This window comes from Sporosarcina sp. P13 (genome assembly GCF_002743055.1).
In the GTDB taxonomy this organism is placed as follows: Bacteria; Bacillota; Bacilli; order Bacillales_A; family Planococcaceae; genus Sporosarcina.
In genome coordinates this window covers 1-23,436 of the sequence record NZ_PDYM01000023.1, presented here as the reverse complement: position 1 = coordinate 23,436, position 23,436 = coordinate 1, and the positions used below count along the sequence as shown (strand labels likewise).

Sequence of the window (23,436 nt, the reverse complement as noted above, 5' to 3'; positions counted from 1 at the left end):
TGGTAAAATAGAGGACAGTTGAATAATTTGTAAAGTAGGGATCTTTCGTGCGCTTTTTTGTCTATTTAATTGTTTTCTTCTCATTTTTTGATTTATTTTCCCAACTCCCTGTCATTAGTCCATTCGCAACGCAACTCGGTTCTCCTGCGTTCATTATTGGATTGTCTGTCGGGATCTATTCATTTGCTAACATCTTCGGCAATATCATTTCAGGTATACTGACTGACCGAAAAGGCCCCTTCTATATTTTGCTGTTTGGTCTATTCACTTCCGCTTTATCTTTGTTCTCTTATGGATTAATCAGTGGTTCAGTATCATTGATCGGGATTCGCTTTTTACATGGATTGACGGAAGGTTTAATCATTCCAGCTGCATTCACGTTTCTTGCGAATGGTTCAGAACGTTCGAAAAGAGGACGTAATGCCGCTATTTCAGGTGCATTTGTTGGACTAGCTGCAATTTTTGGACCTGCTTATAGCGGGATCGTTTCCGTAAAAACAAACGTCGTGACCATCATGGCAATTAACGGTGTGTTTATGTTGCTATTGACGATTGGCACGATTTTATTTTTACGTACGTTTACTTATGTTAGGAAAATAAAATCTGAAACGCAAAACGCAGTGAAACCATGGTCTTTCTTCCACCACCCTGGTATCATCCGTGCATTTCTAGGTGCCTTTTTCTTAATGTTTTCACAAGGGGTTCTCGCTTTAGTGTTACCTCTGAAAGTGGAATTTTTACAGTATGATGCCAAAACGACGGGTATGTTATTAAGTATCTTCGGGTTGGTTGCTGTGTTAATATTCGTTCTGCCGGTCAACCGAATCTTCGATGTCGCTCGGCCGATGTTGACATTGGCGCTAGGTTTATTTTTAATGAGTGGAAGTATGCTATTTTTATCACAAGTCGATGAGTTATCACTGATGATGACGGCGATGGTTGTCTATGGAATCGGGTTCGCGCTGTTGTTCCCTTCTATCAATTCGTTGTTAATCGATTCGACTGAAGTCCAAACGAGAGGGAAAGCGTACGGTTTCTTCTATGCATTCTTTTCGTTTGGTGTGGTAGCGGGTTCAAGCGTAATTGGTGGTTTGGATTTAAGTTTCCAGTACGCATTCATAGTCGCAAGTAGTATCTTATTTATCGCGGGCCTATTTACGCTTTATGGTCTTCGAAAAGATATTCGCCCCGTTGACAAAGCGACAACCATCCAGTAATATCTTGTAAGAAATGAATAACCTGTTCGGGAGAGGTTCATAGCGACCCTCTATAAAAAACTATGGATGATGAATTTTCGCCATGTCCATTGACATGGCTTTCTATATTTTCAGCGACTTTTTACTGAGAATAGAGTATAGAATTCAACACGTCTATGAACCTCCCTGACTACATACTCAGGAGGTTTTTTTAAATGGCAGGAAGAGATGAAGCAACATTAGGAGATTTAACGTTACTAGGTAATCAAGAAACAGTCTATGATTATTCCTATAATCCAGATGTTCTAGAAGCAATCGATAATTTACATCACTCAAGAGATTACTTCGTGAAATTTAATTGTCCAGAATTCACGTCGCTTTGTCCACAAACAGGACAGCCTGATTTCGCAACAATTTATATTAGTTTTATTCCAGATCGTAAATTAGTGGAAAGTAAGTCATTGAAGCTATATTTATTTAGCTTCCGCAATCATGGGGATTTTCATGAGGATTGTGTTAATTCGATCATGTTGGATTTGGTCAAATTACTAGAACCACGCTATATTGAAGTTTGGGGGAAGTTTACTCCACGTGGCGGTCTGTCAATTGATCCGTATTGTAATTATGGTAAGCCGGGTACGAAATTCGAACAAATGGCTGAGCAGCGTCTATTCCAGCATGATCTCTATCCTGAGAAAGTCGATAATCGGTGACTAGATGATGAGGTATTATTTAAGTGGTATATTCGTGGGTTTACTTATTTTATCCAATATTTTAGCGATTAAGTTGGTCAGTTTCGGAAGCTGGATTGTATTACCTGCAGCAGCTTTAGTCTATGTATGCACATACCCCATTTTGGATGTATTGACCGAAACCTATGGTAAGGAAGCAGCGCGTCAGACGGTCTTTACCGGTTTAATCGCCCAACTTTTATCTAGTTTTTTCATTTGGCTTGCGATTCATTTGCCTGCTGCCCCATTTTACGAAGATCAGGAGGCATTCCAGACGATTTTTTCTGCAGGTTTTCGCGTGACCCTTGCCAGTCTAATTGCCTATATCGTAAGTCAAAATCTAGACGTTACTATTTTCCATAAGCTGAAGGAAAAACACGGGGAAAAGAAGTTATGGATCCGTAATAATGCATCAACAATGGCTAGCCAATTAGTCGATACAGTGATTTTTATTACTATAGCATTTTACGGTGTCATGCCAGTAAGCGCCTTACTTGGATTGATCATTACACAATATATTTTCAAGTTTGTTGTTGCCTTGATCGATACACCGATTGTCTATTTCTTAGTGGCAATTTGCCGTAAGATGGAAGGTAAGCAAAGTCCTCATTCCGATCCTTTTAGCAAATCGGATGAAATGCTGTCCAACCAATAAACACATGATATGAAAAGAGCCATTCCAAGTTGGAATGGCTCTTTTTACGCTTGCTGTGTTGCAAATGACTCGATGATTTCTAGGAAGACGTCACCGTAGCGTTCTAGCTTTGTTTCTCCTACACCCTGTACAGTCAATAAATCCTCTTCAGTTGTTGGCATTTTAGCTACCATGTCGCGCAATGTCTTGTCCGAGAAAATGACGAATGGTGGGACGCCTGCTTCTTGTGCTAACTTTAAGCGTAGCGCACGCAGTTCGTTAAATAACGGATCATCTTTCGCGACGACCGTCGTGACCATTTCGCCTTTACGCCAAACTTTTTCCTTGCCCAACAAAACATCTTTTCCTTGTTCTGACACGTAAATGATGGGAAATGTGCCGCTTTCTACTTGCAAATAGTTCTCTGATATTAAAAACTCAATGAAATCCGCAACATCTTTGGCGCTACGTTCTTTCAACAATCCATAAGTTGTCAGTTGATCGAAATTGAATTCTTTCACTTTCTTATTTTTTGACCCTGTTAGTACTTGCGCCACCATCGTTTTACCGAAACGTTGCCCCATCCGAATGACACAGGATAATACTTTTTGCGTTTCTAATGTCACATCAAATTGCTCTCGTGTGTCAGTACAGTTGCCGCAACGCTTACAGTCTTGTGCGTCTCCTTCACCAAAGTATGTGATAATATGTCTTTGTAGGCAGCCTTCTGTATGGCAATAATCGACCATCACCTGCATCTTTTTGAGCTCATTGGAAACACGTGATGGATCAGGGGATTGATCAATAAGGAAGCGTTGCGTCAGGACATCTTGCGAAGAAAATAATAAATAGCAATCACTATCAAGCCCATCACGCCCCGCTCTGCCGGCTTCTTGATAATAACTCTCCATATTTTTCGGCATTTGGTAATGAATGACATAGCGTATATTGGATTTATCGATACCCATTCCGAACGCATTGGTCGCGACCATCACACGCGCATCTTCCATGATGAAGCGATCTTGCTGACGCTGTCGTTCATGGTCAGGCAAGCCTGCATGGTATTTCGCTACAGCGATACCGTTCTTCTCAAGTGCTACATATACTTGTTCCACTGCTTTTCTCGTAGCTGCATAAATAATACCCGATTCATTTTTATTTTTCTGTGTGTAATCCTTAACGAACTGATCACGATTTTGTCCTTTAACTACAGAAAACACTAAATTACTGCGTTCGAAGCCAGTAACGACACGGCTAACAGGAGGAATATGTAGTTGCTGACAAATATCATCCTGTACTTCTGGCGTAGCGGTCGCAGTTAACGCAAGAATGATGGGGCGGTTTTTCAAATAGTCTAAAATACGATGGATATTGCGATAGCTCGGTCGGAAATCATGCCCCCATTGTGAAATACAATGCGCTTCATCAATCGCGATTAAAGGAATTGTCATTTTCCGCAATTGATTGAGAAATGATTCCGAATCTAATCGCTCAGGCGCCACGTATAATAATTTATATTTCCCTGCTAATGCGAGATCCATCGTACCGAAATACTCTTCCGTTGATAACGTACTATTGATATACGCTGCAGGAATACCTAGCTGGTGCAATGCATCGACCTGATCCTTCATCAATGAAATGAGTGGGGATATTACAAGAACGGTCCCTTCCATCGCTAAAGCAGGCACTTGATAACAAACAGACTTTCCGCCACCTGTTGGCATGACACAAAGTGTATCATCACCTTGCAATACTTGATCGATGACACGTTGTTGACCATCACGAAATGCTGAATAACCAAAATACTTAGCTAAAATGTCTAATGGATCTTGGATCATCGCCACCTCCTTCTTCTATACCTATCATTTTATTGAAATAACAATCGTTCTTCTTCACGACTATGTAATTCGTTAATGACTAATAATGCATGAAATTTCTGCATGATCTCCGCCGTTACGTTTAGATCCTTCTGTCGCGCAGCTTCAATATCTGCAACAAGTAAACGTAGAAGATCATGATCACGTGTCAGTTGAATGATTTCACGCTCGAGTCCAGGATTCTCCTCCAACAATTGCTTATAGAAACCTTCTTCTTCAGCGTCTGCATGACTGATGACTCTAGTTTTCCAATACTCAAGTAAATGGTCGCATGCTTGGTTAACCATTTCCACTTCTCCTCGCTGTAGATAACCAATTAAATTTTCTGTGTTCATTACAGCCCCAGATAGGCCGCCTTCGTGAATCGCCCGATGGGAATGAAGCTGTCTTAATGCGGGTCCAGACACATAAACCACTCCTTCTTCTTTATCCTAAGCATAACAGAATTAACAAAGCTATGAAAGTTTCTCAAAATGAAAAAGCCTTGCAGGGGTTCACCCTACAAGACCTACTTTAGACTTTCGCGATACGTATTCGACTCACCATCATCCATGCTAAAATAGACATATAGATGACAAAGTATGGTGCAGCAATATAAGGAACAGCAAAATAGCCTAATGTAAGAAAAACACCTGCCACTGTTATCGGCAGACCATAAAACGAACCATCAAATTCTTCTACGTTATAACGTGCCAAACGCACTGCACCGGCTAGAATATAGAATACCACCGCCGATAAACCAATCCAAAGTGTATCTGATAAAGCCGCATGATAAATCAGCATAGCAGGTGCTACGCCAAATGAAACTAAATCGCTAAGTGAATCAAGTTCTTTACCAAAAGCAGACTCCGCATTATAATGTCTAGCGACCATACCATCAAATCTATCGAATAATGCTGCAAAAAAGATGAACATCAAACTCATGTGGCCATGGCCTTTTAATACGAGTATTATTGCTATTATTCCTAAACTTAAATTAAAAAGTGTAATGATGTTCGCCAATTGTGATTTTAGTTTAGTATAATCAAAATATCTGAATGAAAACACCGCATTGCCTCCTCTTTAACTAACTTATTATAGTCTTAAAATGAAAGGATGAAAAGATGAAAAGCCAAGTTTTTAAATCATTTGTAGAATTAACAGGTCATCCGTTTAGTTCTACACTGTTACAGAAATTCACTACCTCTGCAATAAGTAAGCCATTAATTAAGCCGTTTGCGTCTTTCTATCATATACAACAAGAGGAAGCAGAATACCCAATAAACGAGTATAAGAGCCTAAATGATTATTTCACTCGCTCATTAAAAGCTAATAGTCGTCCAATCGATAGCGACCCAAATGTACTTATTTCACCTGTAGACGGTGTGTTAAGTTGCTCAGGTCTTGTCAACGAACAGCAAGAATTCGTCGTAAAGGACAAAACATACAGTCTTCCCGCGTTGTTAGGAGACCCCTCCAAAGCGGCACCTTACCAAAACGGTTATTATTATTTATTTTATCTATCGCCTAAACATTACCATCATTTTCACTATCCCGTTTCAGGGAAACTAATCAGCCGCTATGCACTTGGAACGACTTCTTATCCAGTCAACGAATTAGGGGTTCGTTTAAAGGATGATTTGTTTTCATCTAATTATCGCATCATTTCAGAAATACAAAGTACGTTTGGTAAAGTCTCAGTAGTGAAGGTCGGGGCACTGAATGTTAATAGTATTCGGATAGAAAATTCTTTCAGAGAATGTATAAAAGGACAGGATTTCGGTCATTTTGCATTTGGGTCTACCGTAATTTTATTTATTGAAAATAAGAGTGAACTAACTCCAACAATTGACGCTTTTAAAGAAGTGCAAGTAGGTGATAGAATTGGAGTGTGGCAATCCTAAATAGATGAGGTTTATAATGGAACAAATTCAAGGGTTTATCGCACAATATGGGTACTTGTCCGTCTTCACCTTTTTGGCGTTAGGAATTTTCGGATTACCAATGCCTGATGAACTCATCGTAACCTTTGCGGGCTATTTAGCTTCTGTAGGTACGTTTCGTTTTGTATTCGCGATTATATTTACAACTTCCGGTGTAATGGTCGGAACGTTAGTCACCTATATGCTTGGCAGAAAAATTGGCAAACCCTTGATCCAGCGATTCGGCAATTATTTATTCCTATCGCCTCATCGTCTGCAAAAAGTGGAACGCTTTTTCATGGAACACGGTTCTTGGGCGGTAACTTTCGGCTATTTCTTACCCGGTATGCGACATGTAGTCTGTTATGTTTCAGGTATGAGTGGCATGAGTATAAGACGCTACGTTCTCTTTGCCATTCCCGGCGTGATTTTATCTACAATTATTTGCTTTAATTTAGGTTACTTCCTTCGTCTACCTTTCTTCTGAAAAATAAAAACGGTTGATCTTCTCCTGTTTGAGGAAGATTAACCGCGTCTACTTACAGCTATCTAACAGCTTTCTTATCTATACTTCGATTTTTTTGACCTTTTGCAAGCACCTTCAATTTGGTAGAAGCAGGCTATATACCCTACCTTTATCATAGACTTAGTTCGGTTACTAGACAATATGAAATCTTTTGGCTACTGATTCATACTGAATACAAATCACATTTTATTTAGTTAAACACTAACTGTATCCAAAAATACAATAGAATTAAAGTCACTAAGGTTGTGAGTGGAATCACTTTGAATGAAACATTCATATAGTCTCTCCACGTGATTTCAATTCGGTGTTTACGCAAAATGTGGAACCAAATGAGTGAAGCGAGCGTTCCGATTGGCAATAATAATGAACCTATATCACTTCCTATAATATTGGCTAAATATATGGTCTTTAATGTAATCGGATCAATTCCCATTTCAGTCAGCGTAATCGTTCCAATCATCAACGCAGGATGGTTATTGAATATATTGGATAAAAGGGAAACCACACCCCCCATTAAAAGACTTGCTGATAGTAACCCTTGATTGACAATGGGTTCGCTCCAGCTAACTAGTAATTCAGTCAGCCCGACATTATGCAGTCCGTAGATGATGACATACATAGAGAAAGCGAACACAAGTATATTCCAAGGTGTTTTTCGTAAGATATCCCACGGAGATATTCCTAATTGAATCCAACGCCAAATGAGCAATGCTACAGATCCTAGGACGGCAACGATTTCTACGGGGACGTTAATATACGATGCAACAAACAACATACATCGCATAAAGAAAACAAAGAACAAGATTTTCAGCATAAATATGGTGCGTGTTTTTTCATTATTAAATATTTTTTTTCGTTGTAACTTTTTAAAAAACTTTTTTTCGAATACATTCTCTATAGAGACTATATCTGGAAGAGTTTGAGGCAACTTTTTACGAACAACGTAGAACATAAGGGTCGACATGAAGATCAAGCCAATGGTGGCCGGAACAAACATCATGGCTGTATGCATCCAAAGGGACATATCAACGATCTTCAATGCGATTAAATTCACAATATTACTAACACCAATTGGGGCACTTGACGCTGTTGCGATTAATGCACCACTCAGTAAATAAGGAATTTGTTGTTCTGTTTTCAGCTGTAAATTTTTTAACAGTAACAGTAGTATAGGTGTAGTAATTAAAATACTGCCATCATTGTTAAAGAGTAATGTCATCAGAAAACATAGTAACTGAATATTCCAATATAGTCGATAGCCTGATTGCTTTGAAAATGCGGCAAGCTTAATCGCAGCCCAGTGAAAAAAACCAAAGCTTTCCAATATGACCGCCATCACAATCGTCGAAATAATCGTTACCGAGGCTCCTCCAATTTTGTCGAAAATATCTAGTAAATCGACTCTTGAAACAATTCCTGTAACGATTATAAGAACTGCCCCGACAGCGGCTGGCCATGCTTCATTGATCCCTTTCGGTCGCCAAAAAATCACGAGCATAGTTGATAAAAATACTATACAGGTAAAGATGATTTGAAAAGTCATTCTGTCTATTCTCCTTTCCTATTTTCTTTTTGCACTTTCTAACTTGTCTTACTATGTATATTCAGACAATGAAGCCCTCGTAGAGTCGTTAGTCCATAATTCAAGTAAATTTACATATAGTCAAAAAAACGCTGAACCTTCCAATTGGGAGGTTCAGCGTTTTCTTATTTGTGTAGAATATGATGGTGCATGTCTGCAGCATGCTTTAATAGTGAAGTATACTGTTTCTCTGTTGCAATTCTTTCGACTGAACCCTTATCATAGATACCATTAGACGAACTTGAATTCTTCGCTGCATGCTTCATCAATGCATGATATTGTTTTTCTAACATAGCATTTTGTTCTTCAGGTCTCATTTTTGCATGTGTCGTGCCAAGCGTTTCCAAGCCTTCTTTTTCTTGTCGTGGCATAAGATGTTTCGAGTCATTTTGTGAGTTGCCTCCGCCGGGATTTTGCAAACAGTCGACACACGGCAAGACTTTTTCGTTTTTCATTCCGGTAGTTGGCCGATTTTCCGTGTTGAAATGTACAATTTCTTCTTCATCTTCTACCAATTCGATGTCCTGATTCCGGTCCTCATTCATCTTCCCCATTAACTCTTTAAATGAAGCGTTATTTAATACTCTAATCTCATTTATGGGAAGTTCCATTTTTTCTTCTACCAATACATCTCTTTCACTTATAGTCTCGTTATGTTTTTCGTCTTCAATAGCCTCAAATTTACAAAGTTTATCACTAGTACTTAGTGGCGTATCAGTGTTTTCAGTCTTGATGTTCGATTTTGGATTAGGTTCATCGACTACTTTTTCTACTTCTTCAATTTTTGCTTTCATTTCTACTTCTATAGCAACGGGTAGTTCATCTTCCACCTGCTTTATTTCTGAAATAAATGGAGCATTATTTAATACATTAATCCCTTTTATAGGGTGTTCCTTTTGTTCTTCTACCAACATATCATTTTCATTTACAGTCTCATTCTGTTTTTCTTCCTCAATAGCTCCGAATTTGGAGTATTTTTCATTAGTACTTAGTGTTTTATGAGTGTTTTCAGTCTCTATGCTCGATTTTTGGTTAGGTTCATCAATTACTTTTTCTACTTTATCATTTTTGGCTACTAACTCTACTTCTTTAGCAACGGGTAGTTCATCTTCCACCTGCTTTATTTCTGAAATAAATGGAGCGTTATTTAATACGTTAATCTCTTTTATAGGATGATCCTTTTTTTCTTCCACCAACATATCATTTTCATTTACAGTCTCATTCTGTTTTTCTTCATCAATAGATCCGAATTTGGAGTATTTATCATTAGTACTTAGTGGCTTATGAGTGTTTTCAGTCTCTATGCTCGATTTTTGGTTAGGTTCATCAATTACTTTTTCTACTTCATCATTTTTGGCTTCTAGCTCTACTTCTTTAGCAACGAGTAGTTCATCTTCCACCTGCTTTATTTCTGAAATGAATGGATCGTTATTTAATACGTTAATCCCTTTTATAGGATGATCCTTTTTTTCTTCTACCAACATATCATTTTCATTTACAGTCTCATTCTGTTTTTCTTCATCAATAGATCCGAATTCGGAGTATTTTTCATTAGCACTTAGTGGCTTATAAGTGTTTTCCGTCTCTATGTTCGATTTTGGACTAGGTTCATCGATTACTTTTTCTACTTCATCATTTTTTTCTTTTATCTCTACATCTTTTGAAAAGGGTAATTCATCTATTAGTGCCTTAATTTCTGAAACAAATGTAGCGTTATTTAATACGTTCTTCTCGTTTATAGGGAGTTCTTGTTTTTCTTCATCCGAAATATTATTTCCACTTACGGTTTCTATATGTTTTTCTTCATCAATAGCCCCAATTTCGGAAAGTATATCATTAGTACTTGGTGGCTTATGAGATTTTTCGGTCTCGATGCTCGATTTTTGATTAGGTTCATCGATTACTTTTTCTACTTCATCATTTTTTTCTTTTATCTCTACTTCTATAGCCATAGGTAGTTCATCTTTTACCTGCTTTATTTCTGAAACATTTGATAGAACTTCACTTCTAGAATACTCTTTATCCTTCGCCAATAAAACAGTTTCATTCGATTGTTCTATTTGTGACTTCATTGGTTCTTCTAATTGAACACTTCCTATTCGCAATGTTTGAATGGAAGTAATAGGTATTATTAATAGCTCCTCTTTATCAATCAATAGAACATACGATTCTTTAACTTCACTAAGGACTCCATGTACCGGCTGTTCACTAAATTCATTTAACGTCACCCATTTGTCATGCAGGTCTAGCAATACATTAGAAAAAAATTGAGGAGAACGATAACATTCAACCTCAGGGGTTACACGCATCTCTTTGGTATTTTTAGTAATCGATACAATCGATGGTAACATTATATATAGAACGAATTCATCAACTTTCAAAAGAATATAATCCTGATGCAAGCTGATAAGTATTCCTTCTATCGGTTCATCAGATGAAAGTAACACGCTTATCTTATATCCTTGCAAGTTGCGACAATTTTTTCCAAAATTATTAGTATTCAATCAACACACCTCCTTTATAAAATGGTCATCGCTTCTAAAAGAAGTGATGACCATTATATTTATTCTTTTTTCTTATTATCTTTAGATTCTTCTTGCACATCTTTCGCTTTTGCACTTTCAAATTTTACTCCATGACTAACATTTCGGATATGAAACATTGATAGTCGAATGACTTCTTCATTATAAACAATCTCAACAAAGTCATTTGTTACGGCTTTTACGACACCTTCTAAAGTCTCAGGTCCACCACGATTAATTTTCACCCATTGATATTCAAGCGTTTTCAATACACCTGGAAAATCCGCTTCCTCAATCAATTTGAAATCTATTGGTAATTCTACATCAATGGACATTTCATTTTTCGAATTATCTGTAATGCTTTTGATGTGATGCGTCTTATAATAAACAATTCCATCGTCTTCTGTTAATAATGTAAGATACTGTTCATTTCCCGACAATAACTTTCCAATTCGGGACTCTGGTCCCCCACGATCTACCTTTATTACCTTCCCTACTAATGAGCTTAACATTTCTTTATTCAATTTTTGTAGCCTCCTTTTTTGGTGTCCTATTATCTATATGTATCCTAGGCTTAGTTGGGGATGGTCATTCGCCCAGTTCGAGTTACAGTTTAGTTTTCTTACCACATAGCTACATTCATCGTTCACTTCTATTAAGAATTTTTGTTTCTAACACAATTCCTTTTCAATTGCATAGAATGAGGCATAACCTACGAAGGGTGGAATTAAATTGGCAAGAAGAAAACGAAGGTATTCATCATCAAGCGAAGAAACAAGTATGGAGAATCATTGCACGAGTCGTTCAAACGGTTCAGGACATAGTAGCTCTAGTAGCTCCTGTACCTCAAGCGGATCTGGCAGCTCCAGTAGCTCCTGTACCTCAAGCGGATCTGGCAGCTCCAGTAGCTCCTGCTCTTCTAGCAGATCTGGCAATAATGGTAAAGGTAAAGGTAAAGGTAAAGGCAAAGGGAAGGGCTAAGAAAACGGAAATGAAGTTGGCTGAATAATAGTATGGATGAGATCTATGCCCTATCGACTTCCAACTTATTATTTATAATTGAGGAGATTGTTTCTAGCACATTTCCTTCTTTATTGCATAGAATGGGGAATAACCTACGAAGGGTGGAATTAAATTGGTGAGAAGAAAACGAAGGTATTCATCATCAAGCGAAGAAACAAGTATGGAGAATCATTGCACGAGTCGTTCAAACGGTTCAGGACATAGTAGCTCTAGTAGTTCCAGTAGTTCTAGTAGTTCTAGTAGTTCTAGTAGCTCCTGTACCTCAAGCGGATCTGGTAGCTCCAGTAGCTCCAGCTCTTCTAGCAAATCTGGTAATAATGGTAAAGGCAAAGGGAAAGGCAAAGGGAAGGGCTAAGGAAACGGAAATGAAGTTGGCTGAATAGATAGAAGGGATGAGATCTATGCCCAATCGACTTCCATCATATTATTTACAATTTACAGATGAAAATTTAACTGAACTGCAAAGCGATATTTGGAATAACGATCCCGTTCCAGCTGATTTAGTATGTAATAATCACATATACGATCTCGATATCGCTTATAGAGGTTCGTATACAAGAAAGCTTCCAAAACGTTCTTATCATATAGTATTTATCAACCCATCTTCATTCCATGGGGCACGAGAAATTCATATGAATGCTGAATATAATGATCCATCGTTGGTACGAAACAAACTATCACTAGACTTTTTTCAAGAGTTGGGCGTCTTAGCACCGGAAAGTAAACATGTGAATTTATTTAGAAATGGTGCGAGAAATGGTGTGTACTTACAATTAGAAGCCGTTGACAGCAAGTTTTTACAAAATAGAGGATTGCCAAAGGGCTCTATTTATTATGCTGTAAACAGTCAAGCTAACTTCTCCTTATTACATGAAAGACGTCCAAAAAAAAACTTACTGTCAGGATATCACCGCGTAGTTGGCGATGCGAATAGTGATCAAGAATTAGTAAAACTTATTCAACTAATCAATACGACACCCTTTCCAGAATTTCCTGAAGCACTTGAACAGCATTTGAATATTGAGTCGTATTTACGGTGGTTGGTTGGAGTTGTGTGCACAATGAATAATGATGGATTCACCCATAATTATGCATTGTATAGAAATAACGAAACTGATTTATTCGAAATCATTCCTTGGGATTATGATGCGACATGGGGAAGAAAAGTGAGCGGTGGAATTATGCATCACCAATACGTCCCACCTGAAGGTAAAATTTCAAATCATTTATGCTATTTAATGATGCGAATACCCGCTTTTCGCAATCAATACCGGTTGCTTTTGGAAGAAACATTAGACACTCTATTTACTGTGCAACATATAGAAGAAAAAGTGAATGCTATCGTAGAAAAAATTAGACCATCCGTCCTGCTTGATCCTTATATAAATAATAAGGTTCACCAATTTGATCAAGAACCCGAGTTAATCTTTCAATTCATACAAGATCGAAGCGAATATCTAAAAAAGTATTTGCTAGCCCCATAATGAACGTGTCGAAAGGATGGTTCATTGTTAATAAGCGTACGAGATACCGGAAAATATGATAGGGGAGTATTTGCCGAAAAAGAAATTCAATCCAACGATCTAATTGAAGCGTCACCCGTCATCATCATAGAGAAAAAAGAGTGTAAGTATATAAAAAAGACCATTTTGAGTAATTACTTCTTTATTTGGGGAGAAGACTATAGTAAAGCCGCAATCGCTCTTGGATATGGTTCACTAATTAATCATTCCTATCAACCGAATGTCCGATTTGAAGTAAATAGTAAAAATCGAACAATTGACTTCTATGCAATCCAGACAATAGCTCCAGGCGATGAAATAACAATAAACTATAATGGCGATCCAGACGATGTAGCGCCTCTATGGTTTGATCCTATCACATGAAAAAAAGGCTACGGGATGAATCCGTAGCCTTTTTCTAGTATTTATCAAAATACTTCATCTAACTCATATAACTTCCGATACCTTTCATTTTTAGCAAGCAGTTCTTCATGTGTTCCATGCATGACAATCTCGCCATCTTCCAAGAAGAGAATAGTATCCATCTTCATCTTCATCTTCACCATCCCCATCAAATGAAATTATTATAGTACCGTTTTCATAATCTGTTCAAAATCCGGATGAGCTTTATGAAGATATATAATGAAGTTCCCCATTCGTTTGACAGCCAATGGTTCACGTTTACTACCTAGTGATACTTCTATATTTCCCGTTTCATCTACTAATCCCAGACGTTCATCAGCAGATGCAATTTTATAAATATGAAGTGGTAACAATGATTCACCGTTCACTACTAGTGTGATACCAGTATCAGCACGAAACATCTCTACGTTTGCTTGTAACGGTTCACTTACCGTAAAACCTTCGTTTTGCAATTTGGTATGCACCTTTTCAAAAAACGCTTCATCAGTTAAAGCAGGTATTATGACAACTTCTTCGGGCGGGATGACGTCTGGCTTTTTCACAGGCTCTGGCGTTTCATCTTTCTTACTACAAGCCCCCATGATCAATAGCAAACTACAAACTACTATAAGACTCATATTTAATTTAGTAATCAATTTCATTAGACTAAGTCCTTTCTATATTAAGCAATATCTATCATTATTATACATCATCCTAACATTTTTCGTAGGTAATACGTTTTTATAGACAATTCGCGGCCTACAAATTATGATGAATTTAATATTACAATAATACCTATTTTTTAATAATAATTATTAGTTGATAATTATTATAAATAACTCTTTTAATTTATATAACCCTTTGCTATAATGGATTTACAAAGTAATAATGAAAATCTAGGAGGAGTATATTATGACGATTAATGAAAACAAGTCTCAAAAAAGAAAATTAACGACAGCCGCTGGTGCACCTGTAGTTGATAATCAAAACTCTATGTCAGCAGGGTCACGAGGTCCTCTATTACTTCAAGACGTTTGGCTATTGGAAAAGTTAGCGCATTTTGATCGCGAAGTTATTCCTGAGCGTCGTATGCACGCTAAAGGATCAGGAGCGTATGGTACGTTTACTGTGACACATGATATTACGCAATATACGAAAGCTAAGTTATTTTCAGAGATTGGTAAGAAGACCGAGATGTTTGCACGTTTCTCAACAGTTGCAGGCGAACGTGGCGCTGCAGATGCTGAACGAGATATCCGCGGATTCGCACTGAAATTCTATACAGAAGAAGGTAACTGGGATTTAGTCGGTAATAATACACCTGTATTTTTCTTCCGTGATCCACTACAGTTCCCTGACTTGAATCATGCTGTTAAACGCGATCCACGGACGAATATGAGAAGCGCAACAAACAACTGGGACTTCTGGACATCTCTTCCTGAAGCACTCCATCAGATTACAATCCTGATGAGTGATCGTGGAATTCCAAAATCATTCCGCGAAATGCACGGATTCGGAAGCCACACGTTCAGCATGATTAATGCAAACAACGAGCGTCATTGGGTTAAATTCCACTTCCGTTCCCAACAAGGCATTAAAAATTTGACGGATGAAGAATCTGCATCAATTATTGCAGATGATCGTGAAAGTTCACAGCGCGACTTACTAACAAACATAGACGAAGGTAACTTCCCAAAATGGAAGATGTTCATTCAAGTGATGACAGAAGAACAAGCCAATAACTTACCATACCACCCATTTGACGTAACTAAAGTTTGGTACAAAAAGGACTTTCCTTTAATTGAAGTAGGGGAATTCGAATTAAATCGCAATGCTGAAAACTATTTTGCAGAAGTAGAACAAGCAGCGTTCACACCTGCAGCAATCGTGCCTGGTATCGGTTTCTCTCCAGACAAAATGCTACAAGCTCGCTTATTCTCTTACGGCGATGCACAACGTTATCGTTTAGGTGTCAATCACCACCAAATTCCGGTCAACGCACCGAAATGTCCATTTCATAGCTTCCATCGTGATGGTCAAATGCGTGTGGACGGCAATATGGGTTCTACAATTCACTATGAACCAAACAGCTATGGCGAGTGGAAAGAACAACCAGATTTCAAAGAGCCACCACTTAAAATTCAAGGCGATGCAGATAACTGGAATTTCCGTGAAGATGATGATGATTACTTCACACAGCCAGGTAAATTATTTAATATTTTAACTAGCGAAGAACAGCAACGCCTATTCGACAATACAGCTCGCAATATGGGCGACGCTCCAAAAGAAATCAAGATCAAACATATCCGCCACTGTTACTTAGCAGATACGAAATATGGCGAAGGTGTAGCAAAAGCTCTTGATATTCCAATGGCAGACGTAGACATCGAAAATACTACTACAATTGTAGAAGACTAATTAGAACCACAAAAAGCCCGGAGATTTGAAATCACCGGGCTTTTTGATAGTTCATTTAATTTTCACCCATACCATTTAAAATATTAGCGATGATTAATCCTGTAATAATCGCTATGATGCTCATGACGTACGGTGTTCCACTCTCTGGAATTCCTGGAAAAATCACAAATACCGAACCGATAATCAATCCTATAATCACCGCAAACATACCAGTTCGATAATGCGCCAATAACAAACGAATCAACTTACTACTCACAATGAAACCAACCGCTATTCCTGCACCTGTAGCTAAAATAATTGGTATGTTGAAATCTGAAATGGCTGTAATAACCGTCGTGTAGACACCAAGTAACAGCAACACAAACGATCCACTTACTCCAGGCAAAAGCATTGCCATACTGCCTGCCCATCCTGAGAAAAACAAAATAATCGCTGTTTTTACAGTAAGATGCGTAATAACAAGAGGATCTACCGGCTTCAGCCAGATAGTTGAGGCGAGCGCTACTGCTACGACTAACATCAACACTAAATGATGGAACTTAAAATTCTTTTTTAATCCCGCCTGCTTAGAAACGAAAGGAATGACACCTATGATCAACCCTAAAAATAAGTATTGCGTCGGCTCATGATAATGCTTTAGTAAATAAGAAATTACTTTACTAAATATAATAATAGTTGCACCCATTCCAATACCGAGTGGCAACAAGAATCCAATATGTTTTTTCCAATCCTTGCTGAAAAATCCACTAATTGAAATGAGTAATCGATCATAAATACCTAATATAAAAGCAATTGTTCCGCCACTAACACCCGGAACTAGGTCACTGATTCCCATTAAAAATCCACGATATAAATTTCTCCACTCCATACCTTCTGTTCCTCCAATGATTTCATTCCTTACAGTATACCACGGTACTTACTGCAGATTGCATATTGCAACTATCTGTGTCTGTATAGAATCCTATTTTTTATCCTATGAATAGTTTCCCCTATATAGGACTGTTGCAAAACAAAAGTTGTTCCATTGTTTAATGAAAACAATGGAACAACTTTCAAATCAATAATTCTCCATTTCAGAAACAGTGACAAATGAATAGCCTTGTGATTGTAAAAATTCAAGTACTGCGTCAAGCCCTTCTGCTGTAGACTTATGAATATCATGCATCAATACAATACTATCGCTTTTCACATCAGCTTCGATGTTCTCCAATAACTTTTCCGGATCCAAATGTTGCCAATCTAATGTATCAACATTCCATAAAACGACCGGCAATTTTGAACTCTCTCGAACCTGTTGATTTACCGCTCCGTATGGCGGTCTGAACACCGTAGCACGCTGACCAGTTGCTTGTAAAATAATATCTTCCGTAGCTCGTACTTCATCATGAAGTTCTTCATCCGTTAACCCCGTTAACGGAGGATGATTCCATGAATGATTTCCTATTTCATGACCTGCCTCCGCTACCATCTTCGCGATGTTTGGGTACTCCTCCACTCGGTTTCCAAGCATAAAGAATGTTGCTTTCACATTATATTTTTGTAACGTTTCGAGTACTTTCTTCGTAAAGTGCGGATCAGGCCCATCATCAAATGTTAAAGCAACTTTTTTCTCAGGACCTGCTACGGCCGTCTGCACTTGAAATTTCTTAGACAGTAAAGAATTTACTTTTTCTAACGGCACTTCTACTTGTATTGGACCCGCTTGTCGTTTCGTTATTACCCCGGTACCATAATATAGAATTAATGTGTCATCAGTCAATGCGAAATTTCGGTAATTCATCCAAGTAGGTTCAGTCGGTTGCCACACACTGTCAGCAATTAATGTCTCTTGCAACGCTGGATCCTGGTAAATATGATCTCTCACTACTTTAGCTACTCGTTTTAATTTTTCAGCATTACGATCGACTACATCCGCCATAGTTAATTCAATTCCTGTAATAGGATCGATATGGAATGTCCGTATTTCCGTTATACTATCCTTATTACTTGTTGATGTCGTCGTGTGTAGGACCAATGAATAATTCCCAGACGAATGATGCAAGGTATCAAAGAAAATACTCAATTGATTATGTGTTGCGTTCGCAGACCCTGTTTCCACTGCTTGATAGTCCGTTTTCACTTTCTCGATATAGTCTGTAATTTCCCTATTAAATTCTTCAAATTCACTTTGAGGGTATTGTATCGTAAATGGCTTCGTTGTATCATCCGTTGTTTCAGTCACAATTTTTATGCCCGGGAAGTTAGAGTCCGTTGAACGAACTACCACTTCTGCTTTTGGCACATCAGGTTTTTTGTGTGTAATTTTATTTGGTGACGCGCTCGTTGAACTACTGAATGTATCCATGACTAATAATACTGCAATCACAGACAGAATGCCGATTACACTCAAAAAACCGATATCTATTAAACGTGCACGCCTTTTTCTCTTGTTGTCTTTCTTCATCTTAAGACCCCTTTTTCCATATAACAACTTCTTCTTTTATATGTACATTACCTATCCATAGCCTAAACTACGAATATACATCTGGCTAATAGTATACTACAAAATTGGAATGAAACAATCATTTCCTTGTGTTACACTGTTTTTCCACCTAATTTAGTGTTGATATACTTTTACTACAATATATTTTATGTTATAATGCGTAAGTCCGAATCTTGCAAATCCGGACGAAGGGATACTACTTCCCTTTTATACACACCGATCTCGGCTGTTGTCTATTGCAAAGAGAAAACAGAAGGCGGTAATTACAATGGAAAAGAAAGACTATCGAGTATTATTATTTTACAAATATCTGACAATTGAGGATCCTGAAGAGTTTGCGGCTTCTCATCTAGCATTTTGTAAAGAAACTGGTTTAAAAGGACGAATTCTTGTTGGAGAAGAAGGTATCAACGGTACCTGTTCAGGTACGGTTGAACAAACCAATGCATATATGGATCATATGAAAGCTGATCCACGTTTTGCTGATGTTTGGTTTAAAATTGATGAAACTGATGGCCATGCATTCAAAAAAATGCACGTACGCCACCGTCCGGAAATTGTAAACTTAAGCTTACCTGATGATGTTAATCCTTTAGAACTAACAGGTGAATATCTAGAGCCTGAACAATTCTTACAGCAAATGCAAGATGAAAATACAGTTGTACTAGATGCTCGTAATGACTATGAGTATGATTTAGGTCATTTCCGCGGTGCTATTCGTCCAGACATCGAAAACTTCCGTGATCTTCCTGAATGGGTTCTAGAAAACAAAGAACAGCTTGAAGGAAAAAAGATTTTAGCTTACTGTACTGGTGGAATCCGTTGTGAAAAGTTTACTGGTTGGTTAAAGCGTGAAGGTTTTGAAGATGTTGCCCATTTACATGGTGGAATCGTTTCTTACGGTAAAGATCCTGTAGCAAAAGGTCAACTTTGGGATGGTCAATGTTATGTATTCGATGAGCGCATTGCTGTTCCAATCAATCAAGTGGAACATGTAATCGTTGGCCGTGATCATTTTGACGGAACACCATGTGAACGCTATGTTAACTGTGCAAACCCTGAATGTAACGCGAAGATCCTCTGCTCTGAAGAGAACGAACACTTCTACATGCGTAGCTGTTCAGATGACTGCCGTACACATCCACGCAATCGTTATTTTGTAGAGCATAACTTAACTGTTGACGAATTCGATCAACGTATAGCAAACATTGAAGCGTCACGTTCAAGCGAAACTGTTTCCTAACTAAAAAAAGCAGCAAACCTCCTTTTATTCAGGAGGTTTGTTGCTTTTTTATATTCACTAGTTACTGTGTACTCAATCTCTTTCCACCAATGTAGAAATTCCCTGTCCTACGCCGATACACATCGTGGCAAGTCCTAACTTTGCATCCCTACGTTTCATTTCATGTAGTAATGTCGTTAAAATTCTGGCACCGCTTGCACCTAACGGATGTCCAAGCGCAATAGCGCCTCCGTTCACATTCACTTTGTCCATTGGCAGTTCTAATCCATCAATACATGCTAAAGCTTGTGCAGCAAATGCTTCATTCAATTCTATTAAATCGATTTGCTCCATTTCCACATGAGCTTTTTCCAACAACTTTCTCGTGGACGCGATTGGACCAATTCCCATCACACGTGGCTCAACGCCTGCTGTTGCTGACATTTTATAAAAACCGAGAATCTCTAAATTCATCGATTTTGCTAATTCTTCATCCATCAATAGTAAGGCAGAGGCTCCATCATTCACTCCTGAAGCATTTCCTGCTGTTATGGAACCATCAGCAAAAAGTGGCTTCAGTTTTTCTAAAGCGGCTGCCGAGGAATCATGACGAGGATGTTCATCTGCTGTAATCACTACATCCCCTTTTCTTGTTTGATATGAAACAGGCAATATCTCCTCTTTAAATACATCTGCTTCCATCGCCTGTTTCGTTTTCATTTGAGAAGAAAGTGCAAATTCATCTTGACGTTGTCTAGAAATACCAAATTCCTGTGCAACATTCTCTGCAGTTTCAGGCATCGAATCTACACCATACTTTTCTTCAAGCTGCGGATTAATAAAACGCCAACCAATTGTTGTATCTTGTAATTGCATATTTCCACGGGGTAAAGCTTTATCTGGTTTCGCCATAACTAAAGGTGCCCGTGACATGCTCTCCGTCCCGCCAGCAATGACTACACTAAGTTCTCCAGACAGAATAGATCGAGCTGCGATATTGATCGCGTCCAAGCCAGATCCGCATAGTCGATTAACAGTCGCTCCACCTACTTCAATTGGCAACCCTGCAAGTAAAGCAGACATTCGTGCCACGTTACGATTTTCTTCTCCCGCTCCATTCGCATTACCGAAAATAATATCATCAATCTGCATCGGATCTAGCTGCGGATTTCTATCAAGCAATCCACGAATAACAATAGCACCTAAATCATCCGGACGAACTGTACTTAAACCTCCCGCATATCTACCAATCGGTGTTCTAACAGCATCTATTATCGCAACTCTTTTCATCATCTAATATCCCCCTTAGTTTATAAAAAAAAGCGACATTAATCAGAGGAATAAACCCAAAGATTAATGCCGCTATTTGCTGACTATGTAAAGTATGGAAGTACTTCACATCAACAAACTGGCTGAAACTATTTAATTTCACCGTACTCTTACGTTAAAAATAACAAATAGCTATCGAATTGTCAAATAGTTTCTTCTATTTTATATCGTTAGCCAAAAACACTTGTACTGTGAAGCGGTTGAACTTTTGCCTTTGGATCAAGAAATGCTTTTGCATGGCTAATCGCGATTGGCGCTTCACCCATACCAACAGCTATCAATTTTACTTTGCCATCGTATGTTGTTACGTCACCGGCTGCATAAATTCCTTCGATAGTTGTTTCCATTCGGGAATTGACTATAATCGAGTTTCGATCCATATCAAGCCCCCACTGCTTCAATGGTCCAAGGGAAGAAATATTACCATAGTTCACAACTACATGATCTACTTCTAGCTGTTTTTCATTGCCGTCTTTTTCTTTCAAAACCACTTTTTCAATGGTCTCACCATCACCGTGGATTTCGCTTATCGCATGTGATGTTAATACATTGACTGTAGAATTATGAAGCTGATTGACACTTGTTTCGTGTGCAGTAAATCGTTCTCTGCGGTGAACTAGCGTTACTCTCTTCGCAATATTTTCAAGCATCAAAGCCCAGTCTAGTGCGGAGTCTCCACCACCACAAACCAGGATCTCTTGGTCTTTAAACATAGAAAGATCCTTAATACCATAATGCAACGTTTTACCTTCAAATACAGACTCTTCTTTTAAACCAATTTTACGTGGTTGGAATGCACCAATTCCGGCAGTTAATAAAATGGTGCGTGTCAAGTGCTGTCCTTTATCTGTTGTTAAGACAAAATGATCATCTTTCTTTTCTACAGACAATGCTGCTTCGCCTAGACAAATCTCCGGCTTCGCATAATGTGCTTGGGTCACAAGATTGGATATAAGATCCTTCGCTAATATTTTAGGGAATCCACCTACATCATAAATGTATTTATCAGGATATAGCTCGATTAATTGGCCACCTAGTTGTGGTAAGCTGTCGATAATTTTAACAGACATTTCACGCATACCTGCATAGAATGTCGAAAATAATCCAGTAGGCCCTCCACCGATAATCGTAATATCCACTATTTCTTGATTCATGTAAAACACTCCCATAATCGATTCTGTTTTGATAAGCTATTCATTGTGTACCACTTATGTTGCTTACGTATATTATCTACTATTTTAAAGAGAAATACATCTATTTTATATTCAGATTCCCTGAAAATATTCAATACAATATTGTTCTGCTGTTGTTTGTTCCTCTTCATCCCATTCCAAATCAAATGGACTTTCCGTAGCCAGTTCATAAAACTGATAGGTTAACATTTTGCGCTGACCATCCTTTACTGAATACAGTAAACGTAAACCTGTTCCTTTTTCATTGAACAACTCATCATCCTCATCAAAGGTTACAGTCAATAAGAACTCATAACGTTGCCCCTCTATAATACCAGTAGGATCTACCAGTTCTTCTGCTTTACCATTTACTATTTTCATCTAACTTCTCCTTCTTCCCGCTCCATAAGAGTTTGCTTCCTCTATCCTACATCATTTCATTAGAAAGTGGCAATTTAGAGAGCAGTTTTCTGACAAAAAGTTTGCACTTTCTAAATAACCGCTGGAAAGTGAAGGAATAAACATTATATTGACAACTGATGAGGAGTTTCATGCTTACTTTTGACGATTATGAATACACTCGCACATATATCGAACAGCTTATAAAATGTTTTGCACGCAGCTGAAGCGATTTCTACAGGCCACAACATTTGATATTCAATCTGATTTGATCTAAGTAATCAATGCGCTAATAAGTAATTACAGTACACAAGAAAATAGTATGTGTATCCGTTCTTTTATCGTAAATTTGTGTATTGCAATTTTGACGACGCTTGGTCAAATGTAACTGCTAAACTAAACTGGACAGTTTCTGCTCGATAAAAATGAACACTTTTCGCTCACACATCCTCCTATCAGTTAAACTTAGAGTGTATTTGATAACTGATGAAACGGAGGATAAGAAAGGTGCTGAAGTT

Annotated in this window: 24 protein-coding genes and 1 riboswitch; of the genes, 10 read left to right on the top strand and 14 right to left on the bottom strand. The window is 38.1% G+C overall.

All coding sequences use genetic code 11. From position 1 onward, the window contains the following. Positions 1-47 precede the first annotated feature (47 nt). The 3 genes from CSV79_RS11060 (at position 48) to CSV79_RS11050 (ending at position 2,582) form a co-directional block, all read left to right on the top strand. Positions 48-1,217: an MFS transporter gene (locus tag CSV79_RS11060; RefSeq protein ID WP_099689113.1), complete on the top strand. Its 1,170-nt coding sequence runs from the start codon at positions 48-50 to the stop codon at positions 1,215-1,217. A 26-nt stretch (positions 1,218-1,243) separates the two neighbouring features. Next, a riboswitch (PreQ1 riboswitch) is annotated at positions 1,244-1,287 on the top strand. Between the two features lie 124 nt (positions 1,288-1,411). After that, entirely contained in the window at positions 1,412-1,909 is a 498-nt protein-coding gene (gene queF / locus CSV79_RS11055; RefSeq protein ID WP_099689112.1) for a preQ(1) synthase, read from the top strand. A gap of 7 nt (positions 1,910-1,916) precedes the next feature. After that, a complete protein-coding gene (locus CSV79_RS11050) occupies positions 1,917-2,582 on the top strand; it encodes a queuosine precursor transporter (RefSeq protein ID WP_099689111.1) in 666 nt (221 codons plus the stop codon). A gap of 44 nt (positions 2,583-2,626) precedes the next feature. Here the strand turns inward: CSV79_RS11050 and recQ are convergent, their stop codons facing one another. From recQ to pssA, 3 genes are all read right to left on the bottom strand, one after another. After that, the gene (gene recQ / locus CSV79_RS11045; protein ID WP_099689110.1) at positions 2,627-4,399 is read right to left on the bottom strand and encodes a DNA helicase RecQ; all 1,773 of its coding nucleotides are present in this window, start codon (positions 4,397-4,399) and stop codon (positions 2,627-2,629) included. Positions 4,400-4,428: 29 nt separating this feature from the next. Beyond that, positions 4,429-4,845 (bottom strand): hemerythrin domain-containing protein, encoded by a 417-nt coding sequence (locus CSV79_RS11040; RefSeq protein WP_099689109.1) that lies wholly within the window; start codon positions 4,843-4,845, stop codon positions 4,429-4,431. 106 nt (positions 4,846-4,951) lie between these two features. Continuing rightward, positions 4,952-5,485, bottom strand: coding sequence for a CDP-diacylglycerol--serine O-phosphatidyltransferase (gene pssA, locus CSV79_RS11035; protein WP_099689108.1), 534 nt, complete (start codon positions 5,483-5,485; stop codon positions 4,952-4,954). A gap of 56 nt (positions 5,486-5,541) precedes the next feature. On the opposite strand from pssA, the gene asd reads away from it, so the two are divergent. Together asd and CSV79_RS11025 are read left to right on the top strand one after the other, a co-directional pair. Beyond that, complete coding sequence (gene asd / locus CSV79_RS11030) at positions 5,542-6,321, top strand: archaetidylserine decarboxylase (RefSeq protein ID WP_099689107.1); 780 nt, start codon at positions 5,542-5,544, stop codon at positions 6,319-6,321. A gap of 16 nt (positions 6,322-6,337) precedes the next feature. Further along, entirely contained in the window at positions 6,338-6,826 is a 489-nt protein-coding gene (locus tag CSV79_RS11025) for a DedA family protein (RefSeq protein ID WP_099689106.1), read from the top strand. A gap of 229 nt (positions 6,827-7,055) precedes the next feature. On the opposite strand, the gene CSV79_RS11020 is transcribed toward CSV79_RS11025, so the two are convergent. The 3 genes from CSV79_RS11020 to CSV79_RS11010 form a co-directional block, all read right to left on the bottom strand. Then, positions 7,056-8,408 (bottom strand): arsenic transporter, encoded by a 1,353-nt coding sequence (locus tag CSV79_RS11020; protein ID WP_099689105.1) that lies wholly within the window; start codon positions 8,406-8,408, stop codon positions 7,056-7,058. A 164-nt stretch (positions 8,409-8,572) separates the two neighbouring features. Next, positions 8,573-10,951, bottom strand: coding sequence for a hypothetical protein (locus tag CSV79_RS11015; protein WP_099689104.1), 2,379 nt, complete (start codon positions 10,949-10,951; stop codon positions 8,573-8,575). 59 nt (positions 10,952-11,010) lie between these two features. Next, entirely contained in the window at positions 11,011-11,493 is a 483-nt protein-coding gene (locus tag CSV79_RS11010) for a hypothetical protein (RefSeq protein ID WP_199171912.1), read from the bottom strand. Positions 11,494-11,690: 197 nt separating this feature from the next. On the opposite strand from CSV79_RS11010, the gene CSV79_RS11005 reads away from it, so the two are divergent. After that, positions 11,691-11,978 carry a hypothetical protein gene (locus CSV79_RS11005; RefSeq protein ID WP_158232518.1) on the top strand — a complete coding sequence of 96 codons (288 nt, stop codon included), beginning with the start codon at positions 11,691-11,693 and terminating at the stop codon, positions 11,976-11,978. 182 nt (positions 11,979-12,160) lie between these two features. Here CSV79_RS11005 and CSV79_RS16830 read toward each other — a convergent pair whose 3' ends face one another. Further along, positions 12,161-12,322 (bottom strand): hypothetical protein, encoded by a 162-nt coding sequence (locus CSV79_RS16830; protein ID WP_158232517.1) that lies wholly within the window; start codon positions 12,320-12,322, stop codon positions 12,161-12,163. A 71-nt stretch (positions 12,323-12,393) separates the two neighbouring features. Between CSV79_RS16830 and CSV79_RS10995 the strand changes: the two genes are divergently transcribed. After that, a complete protein-coding gene (locus CSV79_RS10995) occupies positions 12,394-13,476 on the top strand; it encodes a CotH kinase family protein (protein WP_369824952.1) in 1,083 nt (360 codons plus the stop codon). A gap of 24 nt (positions 13,477-13,500) precedes the next feature. Further along, positions 13,501-13,878: an SET domain-containing protein gene (locus CSV79_RS10990; protein WP_099689101.1), complete on the top strand. Its 378-nt coding sequence runs from the start codon at positions 13,501-13,503 to the stop codon at positions 13,876-13,878. Positions 13,879-13,922: 44 nt separating this feature from the next. Here CSV79_RS10990 and CSV79_RS17310 read toward each other — a convergent pair whose 3' ends face one another. Together CSV79_RS17310 and CSV79_RS10985 are read right to left on the bottom strand one after the other, a co-directional pair. After that, positions 13,923-14,051: a hypothetical protein gene (locus CSV79_RS17310; protein ID WP_255407438.1), complete on the bottom strand. Its 129-nt coding sequence runs from the start codon at positions 14,049-14,051 to the stop codon at positions 13,923-13,925. Positions 14,052-14,078: 27 nt separating this feature from the next. Further along, positions 14,079-14,558 carry a hypothetical protein gene (locus CSV79_RS10985; RefSeq protein ID WP_099689100.1) on the bottom strand — a complete coding sequence of 160 codons (480 nt, stop codon included), beginning with the start codon at positions 14,556-14,558 and terminating at the stop codon, positions 14,079-14,081. 250 nt (positions 14,559-14,808) lie between these two features. Between CSV79_RS10985 and CSV79_RS10980 the strand changes: the two genes are divergently transcribed. Then, entirely contained in the window at positions 14,809-16,314 is a 1,506-nt protein-coding gene (locus CSV79_RS10980; RefSeq protein WP_099689099.1) for a catalase, read from the top strand. A 55-nt stretch (positions 16,315-16,369) separates the two neighbouring features. Here the strand turns inward: CSV79_RS10980 and CSV79_RS10975 are convergent, their stop codons facing one another. Both CSV79_RS10975 and CSV79_RS10970 read right to left on the bottom strand, forming a co-directional pair. After that, positions 16,370-17,182, bottom strand: a complete 813-nt coding sequence (locus CSV79_RS10975; RefSeq protein ID WP_099689098.1) for a DUF368 domain-containing protein — start codon at positions 17,180-17,182, stop codon at positions 16,370-16,372. A gap of 189 nt (positions 17,183-17,371) precedes the next feature. After that, positions 17,372-18,757 (bottom strand): polysaccharide deacetylase family protein, encoded by a 1,386-nt coding sequence (locus CSV79_RS10970; protein WP_099689097.1) that lies wholly within the window; start codon positions 18,755-18,757, stop codon positions 17,372-17,374. Positions 18,758-19,064: 307 nt separating this feature from the next. Between CSV79_RS10970 and trhO the strand changes: the two genes are divergently transcribed. Continuing rightward, positions 19,065-20,039, top strand: a complete 975-nt coding sequence (trhO, locus tag CSV79_RS10965; protein ID WP_099689096.1) for an oxygen-dependent tRNA uridine(34) hydroxylase TrhO — start codon at positions 19,065-19,067, stop codon at positions 20,037-20,039. A gap of 72 nt (positions 20,040-20,111) precedes the next feature. Here the strand turns inward: trhO and CSV79_RS10960 are convergent, their stop codons facing one another. The 3 genes from CSV79_RS10960 to CSV79_RS10950 form a co-directional block, all read right to left on the bottom strand. After that, positions 20,112-21,308: an acetyl-CoA C-acyltransferase gene (locus CSV79_RS10960; RefSeq protein ID WP_099689137.1), complete on the bottom strand. Its 1,197-nt coding sequence runs from the start codon at positions 21,306-21,308 to the stop codon at positions 20,112-20,114. A gap of 209 nt (positions 21,309-21,517) precedes the next feature. Then, a complete protein-coding gene (locus tag CSV79_RS10955) occupies positions 21,518-22,501 on the bottom strand; it encodes an NAD(P)/FAD-dependent oxidoreductase (protein ID WP_099689095.1) in 984 nt (327 codons plus the stop codon). A 111-nt stretch (positions 22,502-22,612) separates the two neighbouring features. Continuing rightward, positions 22,613-22,900, bottom strand: coding sequence for a DUF6509 family protein (locus CSV79_RS10950; protein ID WP_099689094.1), 288 nt, complete (start codon positions 22,898-22,900; stop codon positions 22,613-22,615). Positions 22,901-23,436: the final 536 nt, after the last annotated feature.